Here is a 16060-nt window from a genome sequence, read left to right on the forward strand (position 1 = left end):
TCCCCATGTGAGAGTAGGTCATCGTCAAGATTAAATTCCGAAACCCCAATTGCGAAAGCAGTTGGGGTTTTGTTTTGTCCGCAGGAAAGCGGGTTGTTTGAATTCTATGCAACGGCTCGGTGCATGGCTATTATTCGGGCCTCATTCCGAGGCGAGACCTGCATGCTGACGTTGTTGAACCTTCTGAAGGATGGGCGATTCCATTCCGGTCAGGCTCTGGGAGTTGCCCTGGGAATTAGTCGAAGTGCAGTGTGGAAGCAGCTTCAACACCTGGAGGCTGAGCTTGGGCTATCCATACATAAAGTCCGGGGGCGGGGCTATCAGCTGGCGTCGCCACTGGAGTTGCTTGACTCGCTCAAGATAGAGGAAAGTCTTGCCGGCTGGCCTGTGAGTGTCTTCGACTCCATCGACTCTACTAACGCAGAGTCGCTGCGTGCCGTTGATCGGGGTCAAATGGCGCCCTTTCTGGTACTGGCTGAACGGCAAATCTCCGGACGTGGTCGTAGAGGTCGCAAATGGGTAAGTCCGTTTGCCGAGAACCTCTATTACAGTCTCGTATTGCGTATTGATGGTGGGATGCGTCAACTTGAAGGACTAAGTCTTGTTGTCGGTCTCGCGGTCATGCAAACCCTCCGTGCGCTTGGGGTGCCAGGTGCAGGGCTGAAGTGGCCCAATGACGTTTTGGCTGGGCGAAAAAAAATCGCCGGGATCTTGCTGGAACTGGTCGGGGATCCGGCAGACGTGTGTCATGTAGTGCTGGGTGTTGGCATTAACGTGAACATGCAAGCCACTGACGAGGTTGATCAGCAATGGACCTCGATACGGCTCGAGTCGGGAAAAACGTGTGATCGCAATATTCTGGTGGTTGAGCTGAGCAAGCAGTTGCAGCTTTATCTGCAGCGTCATCAATCAGGAGGTTTCTCGGCGCTTCAGACGGAGTGGGAAGCGAATCACTTATGGCAGGGACTGCCGGTTTCTCTCACTGCGGGTGTCAACCAGATAGATGGCGTGGTGCTGGGGATCGATAATCAAGGTGCGCTACGGCTGAAGGTGGATGGCGTGGAGAAAGTCTTTAGTGGTGGTGAGCTCAGCTTGAGGTTGCGTGATGATTCTTGAGCTTGATTGCGGAAACAGCTTTATCAAGTGGCGGGTGCTGGATGCCGAGGCAGGTGCCCTGGTCGCGGAAGGGGTGGTCGACTCTGATGAGGCATTGGTCGACAGCCTTCGTTCGCTCGATAAATTGTCTCTCGGCAAATGCCGCCTTGTCAGTGTAAGAACTGAAGAGGAGACCAATTTGCTGATTGGTTTTCTCAAGCGTGAGTTCGATATTTCCGTCGTCTGTGCAACACCTGCTCGCGAAATGTCCGGCGTCAAAAATGGTTACGAAGACTACGAACGTCTTGGTCTTGATCGTTGGTTGGCGATGCTCGGTGGTTTTCATCTGGCTGGTGGTGCTTGCCTGGTTCTCGACTTTGGGACGGCGGTGACTGCTGATTTCATCTCGTCGGATGGTGAGCACCTGGGAGGCTTCATTTGTCCTGGTATGCCGCTAATGCGCTATCAATTGCGTACGCATACCCGAAAGATTCGCTATGGCGATCTGGCGGCGGAACGGGCATTGACGAGTCACGCTCCAGGGCGCAATACGGTCGAGGCGGTGGAGCGTGGCTGTTCATTGATGCTCAGGGGATTTGTATTGACGCAGTTGGAGATGGCGCGTTCCTACTGGGGTGAAAAATTCAGTGTCTTTATCACTGGTGGTGATGCCGAGCTGGTGTCGGATGTCGCGCCTGAAGCTCGGGTCGTTTCCGATTTGGTGTTCGTAGGTTTGGCTATGGCATGTCCTTTGTCCTGAGGTTTGTATGCGTTGGTTGTTTCTCCTGCTTCTGGTACTCAATGTGTTTTATTACGTCTGGCATCAGCAGGAGGCTCCATTGCGTGCAAAGGACGTCACGCCTCTCAGTCTTTATCGTGGTTCGCAGCAGGATATCCGTTTGCTGAGTGAGGCTGGTGATGCCTCGCGAGGTGCGAAAGCCGATGGACAGTGTCTATATATAGGAGGTTCGGGTCGTCCCGAAACTGCCCAGGCACTGGAGCAGCGCCTGAGTGAGCTTGGTGCGAAAGCTCAGCCTTTGCCGAAAGACCTTTCCAGCAATGCATATTGGTTCCGAATCACGCCTGAAACCCAGCGTTTCCTGGGCGATGCTCAGTTGCAAAACCTTTCCAAGGAATTCAATGAGTTAAAACACAAAATAATGCTGTGCGAGGGGGTTGCACCTGCGGAATAGTTTGCATAGAATGGCGCCCGCTCCACAGCGAAGACCTGAAAAGGTTGAAGCGGTAGGGCGATGTCAAAGCAGCTAACCTCAGGTTTTTAAATGAGAAAATGCTTGACAAGGGTTTGGCATAGTATAGAATGCCGGCCTGATTAGGAGGGGTTCCCGAGCGGCCAAAGGGATCAGACTGTAAATCTGACGTCTACGACTTCGAAGGTTCGAATCCTTCTCCCTCCACCAGATTTTAGCGTGAGCTGCAGGCTCCGCGGGTATAGTTTAGTGGTAGAACCTCAGCCTTCCAAGCTGATGATGCGGGTTCGATTCCCGCTACCCGCTCCAAGTTTGCAGATTGTGCAAAGTGTTACGCTCTTGTAGCTCAGTTGGTAGAGCACACCCTTGGTAAGGGTGAGGTCAGCGGTTCAAATCCGCTCAAGAGCTCCATATAACAAGGCAGATATGAAAATATCTGCCTTTGTTTTAATGGCTAGGGTTGTTTGCTTATTTCTTCTGTGAGGGGTGATATCGATGGCTAAGGAAAAATTTGATCGTTCCCTACCGCACGTCAACGTCGGAACTATCGGTCACGTTGACCACGGTAAAACCACTCTGACCGCTGCTCTGACTCGTGTCTGCTCCGAAGTTTTCGGTTCGGCCGTAGTTGAATTCGACAAGATCGACAGCGCTCCAGAAGAAAAAGCTCGTGGTATCACCATCAACACCGCGCACGTTGAGTACAACTCGACTATTCGTCACTACGCTCACGTTGACTGCCCAGGTCACGCTGACTACGTGAAGAACATGATCACCGGTGCTGCCCAGATGGACGGCGCGATCCTGGTTTGCTCGGCCGCTGATGGTCCGATGCCGCAAACTCGTGAGCATATCCTGCTGTCCCGTCAGGTAGGCGTTCCGTACATCGTGGTTTTCCTGAACAAGGCTGACCTGGTAGACGACGCTGAGCTGCTGGAACTGGTTGAGATGGAAGTTCGTGACCTGCTGTCGACCTACGACTTCCCAGGCGACGACACTCCGATCATCATCGGTTCGGCTCGTATGGCGCTGGAGGGCAAAGACGACAACGAAATGGGCACCACTGCCGTTCGTAAACTGGTTGAAACTCTGGATACCTACATCCCTGAGCCAGTTCGTATGATCGACAAGCCATTCCTGATGCCAATCGAAGACGTGTTCTCGATCTCGGGTCGCGGTACTGTTGTGACTGGTCGTATCGAGCGCGGTATCGTTCGCGTTCAAGATGCTCTGGAAATCGTTGGTCTGCGTGACACCACCACCACCACCTGCACCGGTGTTGAGATGTTCCGCAAGCTGCTGGACGAAGGTCGTGCTGGCGAGAACTGCGGCGTTCTGCTGCGTGGCACCAAGCGTGACGACGTTGAGCGTGGTCAGGTTCTGGTTAAGCCGGGTTCGGTTAAGCCGCACACCAAGTTCACCGCAGAAGTTTACGTTCTGAGCAAGGAAGAAGGCGGTCGTCACACTCCGTTCTTCAAAGGCTACCGTCCACAGTTCTACTTCCGTACTACTGACGTGACTGGTAACTGCGAGCTGCCAGAAGGCGTTGAAATGGTAATGCCAGGTGACAACATTCAGATGACTGTTACCCTGATCAAAACCATCGCGATGGAAGACGGTCTGCGTTTCGCTATCCGTGAAGGCGGTCGTACCGTCGGCGCTGGCGTCGTAGCCAAAATCATCGAGTAAGTAGTTGTAATGTATTTTTCGGGCCGGCATAATGGTCGGCCTGATTTTGTTTTAGGTCAGTAGCTCAATTGGCAGAGCGACGGTCTCCAAAACCGTAGGTTGGGGGTTCGATTCCCTCCTGACCTGCCAGATTCACTCGGTGTGTCTGGCTTTCTTTTCACAGGATCTTCATAGATGACTCCTAAGGCTGAAGCTCAAGGCTCTCGCTTCGATCTGCTTAAGTGGCTTGTAGTGGTCGCTTTGGTGATTGTTGGCGTTGTAGGCAATCAGTATTACTCTGCTTCGCCGATCCTGTACCGCGTACTCGCATTGCTTGTCATTGCTGCTGTAGCTGCCTTTGTAGGCCTGCAGACTGCCAAGGGCAAGTCTTTCTTTGTACTGGTTAAGGAAGCTCGCACCGAGATTCGTAAAGTCGTGTGGCCAACTCGCCAAGAAACCACGCAGACCACGTTGATTGTTGTGGCTGTTGTTCTGGTTATGGCGTTGCTGTTGTGGGGGCTTGATTCCCTGCTCGGCTGGCTTGTTTCCTTGATTGTCGGCTAAGGGTGTCCCGTGGCTAAGCGTTGGTACGTTGTGCATGCTTACTCGGGTTACGAGAAGCATGTAATGCGCTCGCTGATTGAGCGCGTAAAGCTGGCTGGCATGGAAGATGGCTTCGGCGAAATTCTGGTTCCCACTGAAGAAGTGGTTGAAATGCGTAATGGCCAGAAGCGCAAAAGCGAGCGTAAGTTCTTCCCTGGCTATGTGCTGGTCCAGATGGATATGAACGAGGGTACTTGGCACTTGGTCAAGGATACTCCTCGGGTGATGGGTTTTATCGGCGGTACTGCTGACAAGCCTGCACCAATCACTGATAAAGAAGCAGAGGCGATTCTGCGTCGCGTTGCTGACGGTAGCGACAAGCCGAAGCCGAAGACGTTGTTCGAGCCGGGCGAAACCGTTCGTGTCAATGACGGTCCTTTCGCTGACTTTAACGGTGTTGTTGAAGAAGTTAACTACGAAAAGAGCCGGATCCAAGTGGCGGTGCTCATTTTCGGTCGCTCTACTCCGGTAGAGTTGGAGTTCAGTCAGGTCGAAAAGGTCTAACTGGACAAGCATCCCAACCCCGCAGCCCTAGGCTGTGGGGTTTTGTCGTCACTGGGATAAACGCGCAAGTAACCGGGGAGCCTTTCGAGGCGATCGAACCCGTAATTGGAGTGCCTCATGGCCAAGAAGATTACCGCTTACATCAAGCTGCAAGTGAAGGCCGCTCAGGCTAACCCAAGTCCACCTGTTGGTCCTGCTCTGGGTCAGCACGGCGTGAACATCATGGAATTCTGCAAAGCTTTCAACGCCCGTACCCAGGGTCTGGAAGCTGGTCTGCCGACTCCAGTGATCATCACTGTCTACAGCGACCGTAGCTTCACTTTCGAAACCAAATCCACCCCTGCTTCGGTTCTGCTGAAGAAGGCGGCCGGTCTGACCAGCGGTTCCGCTCGTCCGAACACCGTTAAGGTTGGCACTGTTACCCGTGCTCAGCTGGAAGAAATCGCGAAAACCAAAAACGCGGATCTGACTGCAGCTGATATGGATGCAGCCGTGCGTACTATCGCCGGTTCTGCTCGTAGCATGGGCCTTAACGTGGAGGGTGTGTAATGGCTAAGCTGACCAAGCGTCAAAAGGCTATCGCCGGCAAAATCGAAGCAGGCAAGGCCTACAACTTTGTAGACGCCGCTGCACTGCTGGCCGAGCTGTCGACTGTCAAGTTCAGCGAGTCGTTTGACGTTGCTGTAAACCTGGGCGTAGACCCGCGTAAATCCGACCAGGTCGTTCGTAGCGCTACTGTGCTGCCACACGGCACTGGCAAGACCGTTCGCGTTGCTGTGTTCACCCAGGGTCCAGCTGCTGAAGCCGCTCTGGCTGCCGGCGCTGACCGTGTAGGTATGGACGACCTGGCTGCCGAAATGAAAGGCGGCGACCTGAACTATGACGTAGTGATCGCATCCCCGGATGCCATGCGCGTTGTAGGTCAACTGGGTCAGATCCTCGGTCCACGTGGCCTGATGCCTAACCCGAAAGTCGGCACCGTAACTCCAGACGTAGCCACCGCGGTTAAAAACGCCAAGGCTGGTCAGGTTCGTTATCGCACCGACAAAAACGGCATCATCCACACTTCCGTTGGCAAGATCGGCTTCGATGCCGTCAAGCTGAAGGAAAACGTTGAAGCCCTGATCGCTGATCTGAAGCGTATCAAGCCAGCTTCCTCGAAAGGTATCTACGTCAAGCGCGTTACCCTGAGCACCACTATGGGCCCAGGTCTGGTCATCGACCAGAGCTCGCTGGACGCGTAAGACAACATTGGCACGAGTTATCGTGCCAATCGAAAGATTGGGGTCCCTGCCTGGCGGGGGCTATCCAAGACCGTAGGCGGCGCAAGTCTTAAACCTCAAGCCTACGCAGATGGTGCTCCCGGTTCCTTACCGAATCAGACACCAAAACGACATTCGGTTTCGATCGAGTGAAACGGTAACAAGCAGGAGTTAAACCCGTGGCAATTAATCTCGAAGACAAGAAGGCCATCGTCGCTGAAGTCAACGAGGCTGCCAAAGTCGCTCTGTCCGCTGTCGTGGTTGATGCCCGTGGCGTAACAGTAGGCGCAATGACCGGACTCCGTAAAGAGGCTCGTGAAGCTGGCGTTTACGTACGTGTTGTACGTAACACCCTGCTCAAGCGCGCTGTTGCTGACACTGAATTCAGTGTTCTCAACGACGTGTTCACTGGCCCGACCCTGATCGCATTCTCGAACGAACATCCGGGCGCTGCTGCTCGTATTTTCAAAGAGTTTTCGAAGGGTCAGGACAAGTTCGAGATCAAGGCAGCTGCGTTCGAGGGCAAGTTCCTCGCAGCTAATCAGATCGACGTACTGGCAACTCTGCCGACCCGTGACGAAGCAATTTCCCAGCTGATGAGCGTGATTCAAGGCGCTACCAGCAAATTGGCTCGTACTCTGGCGGCAATTCGCGACCAGAAAGAAGCTGCTGCAGCCTAAGGCTCGTCAGCTTCTCGCGTTTTTTGTTTATTTCGATGGTCGCGTAGGCCGTCCCCCAATTCAGGAATTGAGTCATGTCTCTGACTAACGAACAAATCATCGAAGCAATCGGCCAGAAATCCGTAGTGGAAATCGTTGAGCTGATCAAAGCGATGGAAGAAACCTTCGGTGTTACCGCTGCTGCTGCTTCGGCTGGTCCAGCTGCTGCTGCCGCTGTTGTTGAAGAGCAAACCGAGTTCAACGTTGTTCTGCTGGAAGCTGGCGAGAAGAAGGTTAACGTGATCAAGGCAGTTCGTGAACTGACCGGTCTGGGCCTGAAAGAAGCCAAAGAGAAAGTAGACGGCGCTCCTCAGGTTGTAGCTGAAGGCGTTTCGAAAGAAGCTGCTGAAGACGCCAAGAAGAAGCTGGAAGAAGCAGGCGCTAAAGTCGAGCTGAAATAAGTATCGACTTTGCTCCTCCAGCCCGAGCGTCAAGCGACAGGCTGATGGCTGGTGGCTCTTGCCACCGGCCTTTTTCCGTTATTGGCAGCCGACTGGGTCGGTGCTGATAACGAGCTGTAACCACCCGATGCGGTGGCGCAAACCATGGGGTTTGCACGATTTTCTGGCTGCTCCCGTCGGGAGGGGCCAAACAAGCAGGTGACCAAGCTGGGGAACGCTGATGGCTTACTCATATACTGAGAAAAAACGTATCCGCAAGGACTTTAGCAAGTTGCCGGACGTCATGGATGTGCCTTACCTCCTGGCCATCCAGCTGGATTCGTATCGTGAATTCTTGCAAGCGGGAGCGACTAAAGATCAGTTCCGCGACGTGGGCCTGCATGCGGCCTTCAAATCCGTTTTCCCGATCATCAGCTACTCCGGCAATGCTGCGCTGGAGTACGTCGGTTATCGCCTGGGCGAACCGGCATTTGATGTCAAAGAATGCGTATTGCGCGGTGTAACTTTCGCCGTACCTTTGCGGGTAAAAGTGCGCCTGATCATTTTCGACAAAGAGTCGTCGAACAAAGCGATCAAGGACATCAAAGAGCAAGAAGTCTACATGGGTGAAATCCCCCTGATGACTGAGAACGGTACCTTCGTAATCAACGGTACCGAGCGTGTAATCGTTTCCCAGTTGCACCGCTCCCCGGGTGTGTTCTTCGACCACGACCGTGGCAAGACGCACAGCTCCGGTAAACTGCTGTACTCCGCGCGCATCATTCCTTACCGCGGTTCGTGGCTGGACTTCGAGTTCGACCCGAAGGACTGCGTATTCGTACGTATCGACCGTCGTCGCAAGCTGCCGGCCTCGGTTCTGCTGCGCGCGCTCGGCTATACCACCGAAGAAGTGCTGGACGCGTTCTACACCACCAACGTATTCCACGTTAAGGGCGAGACCCTGAGCCTGGAACTGGTGCCTCAGCGCCTGCGTGGTGAAGTTGCAGTCCTCGATATCCAGGACGACAAAGGCAAGGTGATTGTCGAGCAGGGTCGTCGTATCACTGCCCGTCACATCAACCAGCTGGAAAAAGCCGGGATCAAAGAGCTGGACGTACCTCTGGACTACGTCCTGGGTCGCACCACCGCCAAGGTCATCGTGCATCCGGCTACCGGCGAAATCCTGGCAGAGTGCAACACCGAGCTGTCGACTGAAGTCCTGGCGAAAATCGCCAAGGCCGGCGTCGTTCGCATCGAAACGCTGTACACCAACGATATCGACTGCGGTCCGTTCGTCTCCGACACTCTGAAGATCGACTCCACCAGCAACCAATTGGAAGCGCTGGTCGAAATCTATCGCATGATGCGTCCAGGCGAGCCGCCAACCAAAGACGCTGCCGAAACCCTGTTCAACAACCTGTTCTTCAGCCCTGAGCGTTATGACCTGTCTGCGGTCGGCCGGATGAAGTTCAACCGTCGTATCGGTCGTACCGAGATCGAAGGTTCGGGCGTGCTGTGCAAGGAAGACATCGTCGCGGTACTGAAGACTCTGGTCGACATCCGTAACGGTAAAGGCATCGTCGACGACATCGACCACCTGGGTAACCGTCGTGTTCGCTGCGTAGGCGAAATGGCCGAGAACCAGTTCCGCGTTGGCCTGGTGCGTGTTGAGCGTGCGGTCAAAGAGCGTCTGTCGATGGCCGAAAGCGAAGGCCTGATGCCGCAAGACCTGATCAACGCCAAGCCTGTGGCTGCGGCGGTGAAAGAGTTCTTCGGTTCCAGCCAGCTCTCGCAGTTCATGGACCAGAACAACCCGCTGTCCGAGATTACCCACAAGCGTCGTGTTTCTGCACTCGGCCCTGGCGGTCTGACTCGTGAGCGCGCGGGCTTCGAAGTTCGTGACGTACACCCGACTCACTACGGTCGTGTCTGCCCGATTGAAACGCCGGAAGGTCCGAACATCGGTCTGATCAACTCCCTGGCTGCTTACGCTCGCACCAACCAGTACGGCTTCCTCGAGAGCCCGTACCGTGTGGTGAAAGAGGGTGTGGTTACCGACGAGATCGTGTTCCTGTCCGCTATTGAAGAAGCCGATCACGTGATCGCGCAGGCTTCGGCGACCATGAACGACCAGAAAGTCCTGATCGACGAACTGGTAGCCGTACGTCACCTGAACGAATTCACCGTCAAGGCGCCTGAAGAAGTCACCTTGATGGACGTTTCGCCGAAGCAGGTAGTTTCGGTTGCAGCGTCGCTGATTCCGTTCCTCGAGCACGACGACGCCAACCGTGCGTTGATGGGTTCGAACATGCAGCGTCAAGCTGTACCAACCCTGCGTGCTGACAAGCCGCTGGTAGGTACCGGCATGGAGCGTAACGTGGCTCGCGACTCCGGCGTTTGCGTCGTGGCTCGTCGTGGCGGCGTGATCGACTCCGTTGATGCCAGCCGTATCGTGGTTCGTGTTGCCGATGACGAAGTTGAAACCGGCGAAGCTGGTGTCGACATCTACAACCTGACCAAGTACACCCGCTCGAACCAGAACACCTGCATCAACCAGCGTCCGCTGGTGAGCAAGGGTGATCGCGTTCAGCGTAGCGACATCATGGCCGACGGCCCGTCCACCGATATGGGTGAACTGGCACTGGGTCAGAACATGCGCATCGCGTTCATGGCATGGAACGGCTTCAACTTCGAAGACTCCATCTGCCTGTCCGAGCGTGTGGTTCAGGAAGACCGCTTCACCACGATCCACATCCAGGAACTGACCTGCGTGGCTCGTGACACCAAGCTTGGCCCAGAGGAAATCACTGCGGACATCCCGAACGTGGGTGAAGCTGCACTGAACAAACTGGACGAAGCCGGTATCGTTTACGTAGGTGCTGAAGTTGGCGCAGGCGACATCCTGGTAGGTAAGGTCACTCCGAAAGGCGAGACCCAACTGACTCCGGAAGAAAAACTGCTGCGTGCGATCTTCGGTGAAAAAGCCAGCGACGTTAAAGACACTTCCCTGCGTGTACCTACCGGTACCAAAGGTACTGTCATCGACGTGCAGGTCTTCACTCGTGACGGCGTTGAGCGTGATGCTCGTGCCTTGTCGATCGAGAAGACCCAGCTGGACGAGATCCGCAAGGATCTGAACGAAGAGTTCCGCATCGTTGAAGGCGCGACCTTCGAACGTCTGCGTTCCGCTCTGGTAGGCCACAAGGCTGAAGGCGGCGCGGGCCTGAAGAAAGGTCAGGACATCACCGACGAAGTACTCGACGGTCTTGAGCATGGTCAGTGGTTCAAACTGCGCATGGCTGAAGATGCTCTGAACGAGCAGCTCGAGAAGGCTCAGGCCTACATCGTTGATCGTCGCCGTCTGCTGGACGACAAGTTCGAAGACAAGAAGCGCAAACTGCAGCAGGGCGATGACCTGGCTCCAGGCGTGCTGAAGATCGTCAAGGTTTACCTGGCAATCCGTCGTCGCATCCAGCCGGGCGACAAGATGGCCGGTCGTCACGGTAACAAAGGTGTGGTCTCCGTGATCATGCCGGTTGAAGACATGCCGCACGATGCCAATGGCACACCGGTCGACGTGGTCCTCAACCCGCTGGGCGTACCTTCGCGTATGAACGTTGGTCAGATCCTTGAAACCCACCTGGGCCTCGCGGCCAAAGGCCTGGGCGAGAAGATCAACCGGATGGTCGAAGAGCAGCGTAAAGTCGCTGAACTGCGTACCTTCCTGGACGAGATCTACAACCAGATCGGCGGTCGTAACGAAGATCTGGACAGCTTCTCCGATCAGGAAATCCTGGATCTGGCGAAGAACCTGCGTGGCGGTGTTCCAATGGCCACTCCAGTGTTCGACGGTGCCAAGGAAAGCGAAATCAAGGCCATGCTGAAACTGGCGGACCTGCCAGAAAGCGGCCAGATGCAGCTGACCGACGGCCGTACCGGCAACAAGTTCGAGCGTCCAGTTACCGTTGGCTACATGTACATGCTGAAGCTGAACCACTTGGTAGACGACAAGATGCACGCGCGTTCTACCGGTTCGTACAGCCTGGTTACCCAGCAGCCGCTGGGTGGTAAGGCACAGTTCGGTGGTCAGCGTTTCGGGGAGATGGAGGTCTGGGCACTGGAAGCATACGGTGCTGCTTACACTCTGCAAGAAATGCTCACAGTGAAGTCGGACGATGTGAACGGCCGGACCAAGATGTACAAAAACATCGTGGACGGCGATCACCGTATGGAGCCGGGCATGCCCGAGTCCTTCAACGTGTTGATCAAGGAAATTCGTTCCCTCGGCATCGATATCGATCTGGAAACCGAATAACACGTGACGCGATCGAGAGCGGGGCAGGATTGCCCGCTCTCTGCTCCGCCAGGAGGAAAGGCCTTGAAAGACCTACTGAATTTGCTGAAAAACCAGGGTCAAGTCGAAGAGTTCGACGCCATCCGTATCGGATTGGCCTCGCCTGAGATGATCCGCTCGTGGTCGTTCGGTGAAGTTAAAAAGCCGGAAACCATCAACTACCGTACGTTCAAACCCGAGCGTGACGGTCTGTTCTGCGCCAAGATCTTTGGCCCGGTAAAGGATTACGAGTGCCTGTGCGGTAAGTACAAGCGCTTGAAGCATCGTGGTGTGATCTGCGAGAAGTGCGGCGTTGAAGTTGCACTGGCCAAGGTTCGTCGTGAGCGCATGGCGCACATCGAGCTGGCTTCGCCGGTTGCCCACATCTGGTTCCTGAAATCGCTGCCGTCCCGTATCGGCCTGCTGATGGACATGACCCTGCGTGATATCGAACGCGTTCTCTACTTCGAGAGCTATGTCGTTATCGATCCGGGCATGACCACTCTTGAAAAAGGTCAGCTGCTGAACGACGAGCAGTACTTCGAAGCGCTGGAAGAGTTCGGTGATGACTTCGACGCCCGCATGGGTGCTGAAGCTGTCCGTGAACTGCTGCACGCTATCGACCTGGAACACGAGATCGGCCGTCTGCGTGAAGAAATTCCGCAAACCAACTCCGAAACCAAGATCAAGAAGCTGTCCAAGCGTCTGAAGTTGATGGAAGCCTTCCAGGGTTCCGGCAACCTGCCAGAGTGGATGGTGCTGACCGTTCTGCCGGTTCTGCCGCCAGATCTGCGTCCACTGGTCCCGCTGGATGGCGGTCGTTTCGCGACTTCCGACCTCAACGATCTGTATCGTCGAGTGATCAACCGTAACAACCGTTTGAAGCGCCTGCTGGATCTGTCCGCTCCGGACATCATCGTGCGCAACGAAAAGCGTATGTTGCAGGAAGCTGTCGACGCACTGCTCGACAACGGTCGTCGTGGCCGCGCTATCACCGGTTCGAACAAGCGTCCTCTGAAATCCCTGGCTGACATGATCAAGGGTAAGCAAGGTCGTTTCCGTCAGAACTTGCTCGGTAAGCGTGTTGACTACTCCGGTCGTTCGGTAATTACCGTAGGCCCGACCCTGCGTCTGCACCAGTGCGGTCTGCCGAAGAAGATGGCTCTCGAGCTGTTCAAGCCGTTCATTTTCGGCAAGCTGGAAATGCGTGGTCTGGCGACCACCATCAAAGCGGCCAAGAAAATGGTCGAGCGCGAGCTGCCGGAAGTTTGGGACGTTCTCGCTGAAGTGATTCGCGAACACCCGGTTCTTCTCAACCGTGCACCGACCCTTCACCGTCTGGGTATCCAGGCGTTTGAACCGGTACTGATCGAAGGTAAGGCTATCCAGCTGCACCCTCTGGTCTGCGCCGCGTACAACGCCGACTTCGACGGCGACCAAATGGCCGTGCACGTACCGCTGACGCTGGAAGCCCAGCTCGAAGCGCGTGCGTTGATGATGTCGACCAACAACATTCTGTCGCCAGCCAACGGTGAGCCAATCATCGTTCCGTCGCAGGACGTTGTATTGGGTCTGTACTACATGACTCGTGAAGCGATCAACGCCAAGGGCGAAGGTCGTGTGTTCGCGGATCTGCAGGAAGTTGACCGTGTGTTCCGTGCCGGCGAAGCCGCACTGCACGCCAAGATCAAGGTTCGTATCAACGAAACCGTGAACGATCGTGATGGCAACAGCGTGAGCGGTACCCGTATCGTCGACACCACTGTCGGCCGTGCGCTGCTGTTCCAGGTTGTGCCAAAAGGTCTGTCGTTCGACGTCGTCAACCTGCCGATGAAGAAAAAGGCGATCTCCAAGCTGATCAACCAGTGCTACCGCGTGGTTGGTCTGAAAGAGACCGTGATCTTCGCTGACCAGTTGATGTACACCGGTTTTGCCTACTCGACCATCTCCGGCGTTTCCATCGGTGTTAACGACTTCGTTATCCCGGATGAAAAAGCCCGCATCATCGGTGCAGCCACCGACGAAGTGAAAGAGATCGAAAGCCAGTACGCCTCCGGCCTGGTAACCCAGGGCGAGAAGTACAACAAAGTGATCGACCTTTGGTCGAAAGCGAACGACGAAGTCTCCAAGGCGATGATGGCCAACCTCTCGAAAGAGAAAGTCATCGACCGTCACGGCGTCGAAGTCGATCAAGAGTCGTTCAACTCGATGTACATGATGGCTGACTCGGGTGCGCGGGGTTCCGCAGCACAGATCCGTCAGCTGGCCGGTATGCGTGGTCTGATGGCCAAGCCGGACGGTTCCATCATTGAAACGCCGATTACTGCGAACTTCCGTGAAGGTTTGAGCGTACTTCAGTACTTCATCTCCACTCACGGTGCTCGTAAAGGTCTGGCGGATACCGCGTTGAAAACTGCGAACTCCGGTTACCTGACTCGTCGTCTGGTAGACGTTGCGCAGGATCTGGTTGTAACCGAGATCGATTGCGGCACCGAACACGGTCTGCTGATGACTCCGCACATTGAAGGCGGTGACGTTGTAGAGCCGTTGGGTGAGCGCGTATTGGGTCGTGTTATCGCCCGTGACGTATTCAAGCCGGGTACCGAGGACGTCATCGTTCCTGCTGGCACCCTGGTAGACGAGAAGTGGGTCGAGTTCATCGAGCTGAACAGCATCGACGAAGTGATCGTGCGTTCGCCGATCAGCTGCGAAACCCGCTATGGCATTTGCGCCAAGTGCTACGGCCGTGACCTGGCTCGTGGTCACCAGGTGAACATCGGTGAAGCGGTCGGCGTTATCGCTGCCCAGTCCATCGGTGAGCCGGGTACCCAGCTGACGATGCGTACGTTCCACATCGGTGGTGCGGCAAGCCGTACTTCCGCAGCCGACAGCGTTCAGGTGAAGAATGGCGGTACCGTCCGTCTGCACAACCTGAAACACGTTGAGCGCGTGGATGGCAACCTGGTTGCTGTGTCCCGTTCCGGTGAGCTGGCAATCGCTGATGACTTCGGTCGTGAGCGCGAGCGTTACAAGCTGCCGTACGGTGCTGTGATTTCGGTTAAAGAAGGTGACAAGGTCGACGCTGGCGCAATCGTGGCCAAGTGGGATCCGCACACTCACCCGATCGTTACCGAAATGAAAGGTACCGTGACCTACGTGGGCATGGAAGAAGGCATCACGATCAAGCGTCAGACTGACGAATTGACCGGTATGACCAACATTGAAGTGCTCGATGCCAAAGACCGTCCGGCTGCCGGCAAGGACATCCGTCCTGCGGTGAAGATGGTCGATGACAACGGCAAGGATCTGTTGCTGCCAGGCACTGACGTTATCGCTCAGTACTTCCTGCCAGCCAACGCCTTGGTCGGTGTTGCGGACGGTGCGAAGATTGCGATCGGTGATGTTATCGCTCGTATCCCGCAAGAAACTTCGAAAACCCGTGACATCACCGGTGGTCTGCCGCGTGTTGCCGACCTGTTCGAAGCCCGTCGTCCGAAAGAAGCGTCGATTCTGGCTGAAGTCAGCGGCACCATCGCGTTCGGTAAAGAGACCAAGGGCAAGCGCCGTCTGGTCATCACTCCGAACGACGGTAGCGATCCGTATGAAGAGCTGATTCCGAAGTGGCGTCACCTGAACGTGTTCGAAGGCGAACAGGTAAACCGCGGCGAAGTTATCTCCGACGGCCCGAGCGATCCGCACGACATCCTGCGTCTGCTGGGTGTGAGCGCGCTGGCCAAGTACATCGTTAACGAGATCCAGGACGTTTACCGTCTGCAAGGCGTGAAGATCAACGACAAGCACATCGAGACCATCCTGCGTCAGATGCTGCGTAAAGTTGAGATCTCCGAGTCCGGCGATTCCAGCTTCATCAAGGGCGACCAGATGGAACTGACTCACGTACTGGTAGAGAACGAGCGTCTGAACGCGGAAGACAAGTTTGTCTCCAAGTTCACCCGCGTTCTGTTGGGTATTACCAAGGCGTCGTTGTCGACCGAATCGTTCATCTCGGCGGCTTCCTTCCAGGAAACCACCCGTGTACTGACCGAAGCGGCCGTAACCGGCAAGCGCGATTACCTGCGCGGCCTGAAAGAAAACGTGGTCGTGGGTCGTCTGATCCCTGCTGGTACCGGTCTGGCTTATCACAGCGAGCGTAAACGTCGCCGTGATGCAGACAAACCGTTGCGCGTAAGCGCCAGTGAAGTGGAAGCTGCACTGACCGAAGCGCTGAACTCGAGCGGTAACTGAGTTCTGCGAAAAATGAGCTAAGGCCCTGATCGAACCGTTC

The 16060-nt window shown here is 55.4% G+C and carries 12 protein-coding genes and 4 tRNA genes; all 16 read left to right on the plus strand.

What is annotated here, in order from left to right; translation table 11 throughout:
* The first annotated feature begins 162 nt into the window (after positions 1–162).
* The 16 genes from birA to rpoC all read left to right on the plus strand — a co-directional run bounded on the left by birA (position 163) and on the right by rpoC (position 16020).
* Positions 163–1116: a bifunctional biotin--[acetyl-CoA-carboxylase] ligase/biotin operon repressor BirA gene (gene birA / locus AC07VV_RS22805; protein WP_495037555.1), complete on the plus strand. Its 954-nt coding sequence runs from the start codon at positions 163–165 to the stop codon at positions 1114–1116.
* Positions 1106–1855: a pantothenate kinase gene (locus tag AC07VV_RS22810; RefSeq protein WP_495037556.1), complete on the plus strand. Its 750-nt coding sequence runs from the start codon at positions 1106–1108 to the stop codon at positions 1853–1855. The genes birA and AC07VV_RS22810 overlap by 11 nt, the downstream gene beginning before the upstream one ends.
* A gap of 7 nt (positions 1856–1862) precedes the next feature.
* Complete coding sequence (locus AC07VV_RS22815; RefSeq protein ID WP_249484906.1) at positions 1863–2288, plus strand: hypothetical protein; 426 nt, start codon at positions 1863–1865, stop codon at positions 2286–2288.
* Between the two features lie 143 nt (positions 2289–2431).
* Positions 2432–2516 (plus strand) — tRNA-Tyr (locus tag AC07VV_RS22820).
* Positions 2517–2541: 25 nt separating this feature from the next.
* Positions 2542–2615 (plus strand) — tRNA-Gly (locus AC07VV_RS22825).
* A 26-nt stretch (positions 2616–2641) separates the two neighbouring features.
* A tRNA-Thr gene (locus tag AC07VV_RS22830) sits at positions 2642–2717 on the plus strand.
* A gap of 84 nt (positions 2718–2801) precedes the next feature.
* Positions 2802–3995 (plus strand): elongation factor Tu, encoded by a 1194-nt coding sequence (tuf, locus tag AC07VV_RS22835; protein WP_024014521.1) that lies wholly within the window; start codon positions 2802–2804, stop codon positions 3993–3995.
* 53 nt (positions 3996–4048) lie between these two features.
* Positions 4049–4124 (plus strand) — tRNA-Trp (locus AC07VV_RS22840).
* Between the two features lie 45 nt (positions 4125–4169).
* Positions 4170–4538, plus strand: coding sequence for a preprotein translocase subunit SecE (gene secE / locus AC07VV_RS22845; RefSeq protein WP_011063783.1), 369 nt, complete (start codon positions 4170–4172; stop codon positions 4536–4538).
* 9 nt (positions 4539–4547) lie between these two features.
* Complete coding sequence (gene nusG / locus AC07VV_RS22850; protein ID WP_007957598.1) at positions 4548–5081, plus strand: transcription termination/antitermination protein NusG; 534 nt, start codon at positions 4548–4550, stop codon at positions 5079–5081.
* A gap of 117 nt (positions 5082–5198) precedes the next feature.
* Positions 5199–5630: a 50S ribosomal protein L11 gene (gene rplK, locus AC07VV_RS22855; RefSeq protein ID WP_003228756.1), complete on the plus strand. Its 432-nt coding sequence runs from the start codon at positions 5199–5201 to the stop codon at positions 5628–5630.
* A complete protein-coding gene (gene rplA / locus AC07VV_RS22860) occupies positions 5630–6325 on the plus strand; it encodes a 50S ribosomal protein L1 (RefSeq protein WP_003186095.1) in 696 nt (231 codons plus the stop codon). The genes rplK and rplA overlap by 1 nt, the downstream gene beginning before the upstream one ends.
* A gap of 197 nt (positions 6326–6522) precedes the next feature.
* Positions 6523–7023 carry a 50S ribosomal protein L10 gene (gene rplJ / locus AC07VV_RS22865; protein WP_495037557.1) on the plus strand — a complete coding sequence of 167 codons (501 nt, stop codon included), beginning with the start codon at positions 6523–6525 and terminating at the stop codon, positions 7021–7023.
* 74 nt (positions 7024–7097) lie between these two features.
* Entirely contained in the window at positions 7098–7463 is a 366-nt protein-coding gene (gene rplL / locus AC07VV_RS22870) for a 50S ribosomal protein L7/L12 (RefSeq protein WP_003228750.1), read from the plus strand.
* Positions 7464–7683: 220 nt separating this feature from the next.
* Positions 7684–11757: a DNA-directed RNA polymerase subunit beta gene (gene rpoB / locus AC07VV_RS22875; protein WP_096823077.1), complete on the plus strand. Its 4074-nt coding sequence runs from the start codon at positions 7684–7686 to the stop codon at positions 11755–11757.
* 63 nt (positions 11758–11820) lie between these two features.
* A complete protein-coding gene (gene rpoC, locus AC07VV_RS22880) occupies positions 11821–16020 on the plus strand; it encodes a DNA-directed RNA polymerase subunit beta' (RefSeq protein WP_096823078.1) in 4200 nt (1399 codons plus the stop codon).
* Positions 16021–16060 lie beyond the last annotated feature (40 nt).

Source organism: Pseudomonas sp. GW821-FHT02C04 (genome assembly GCF_059421845.1).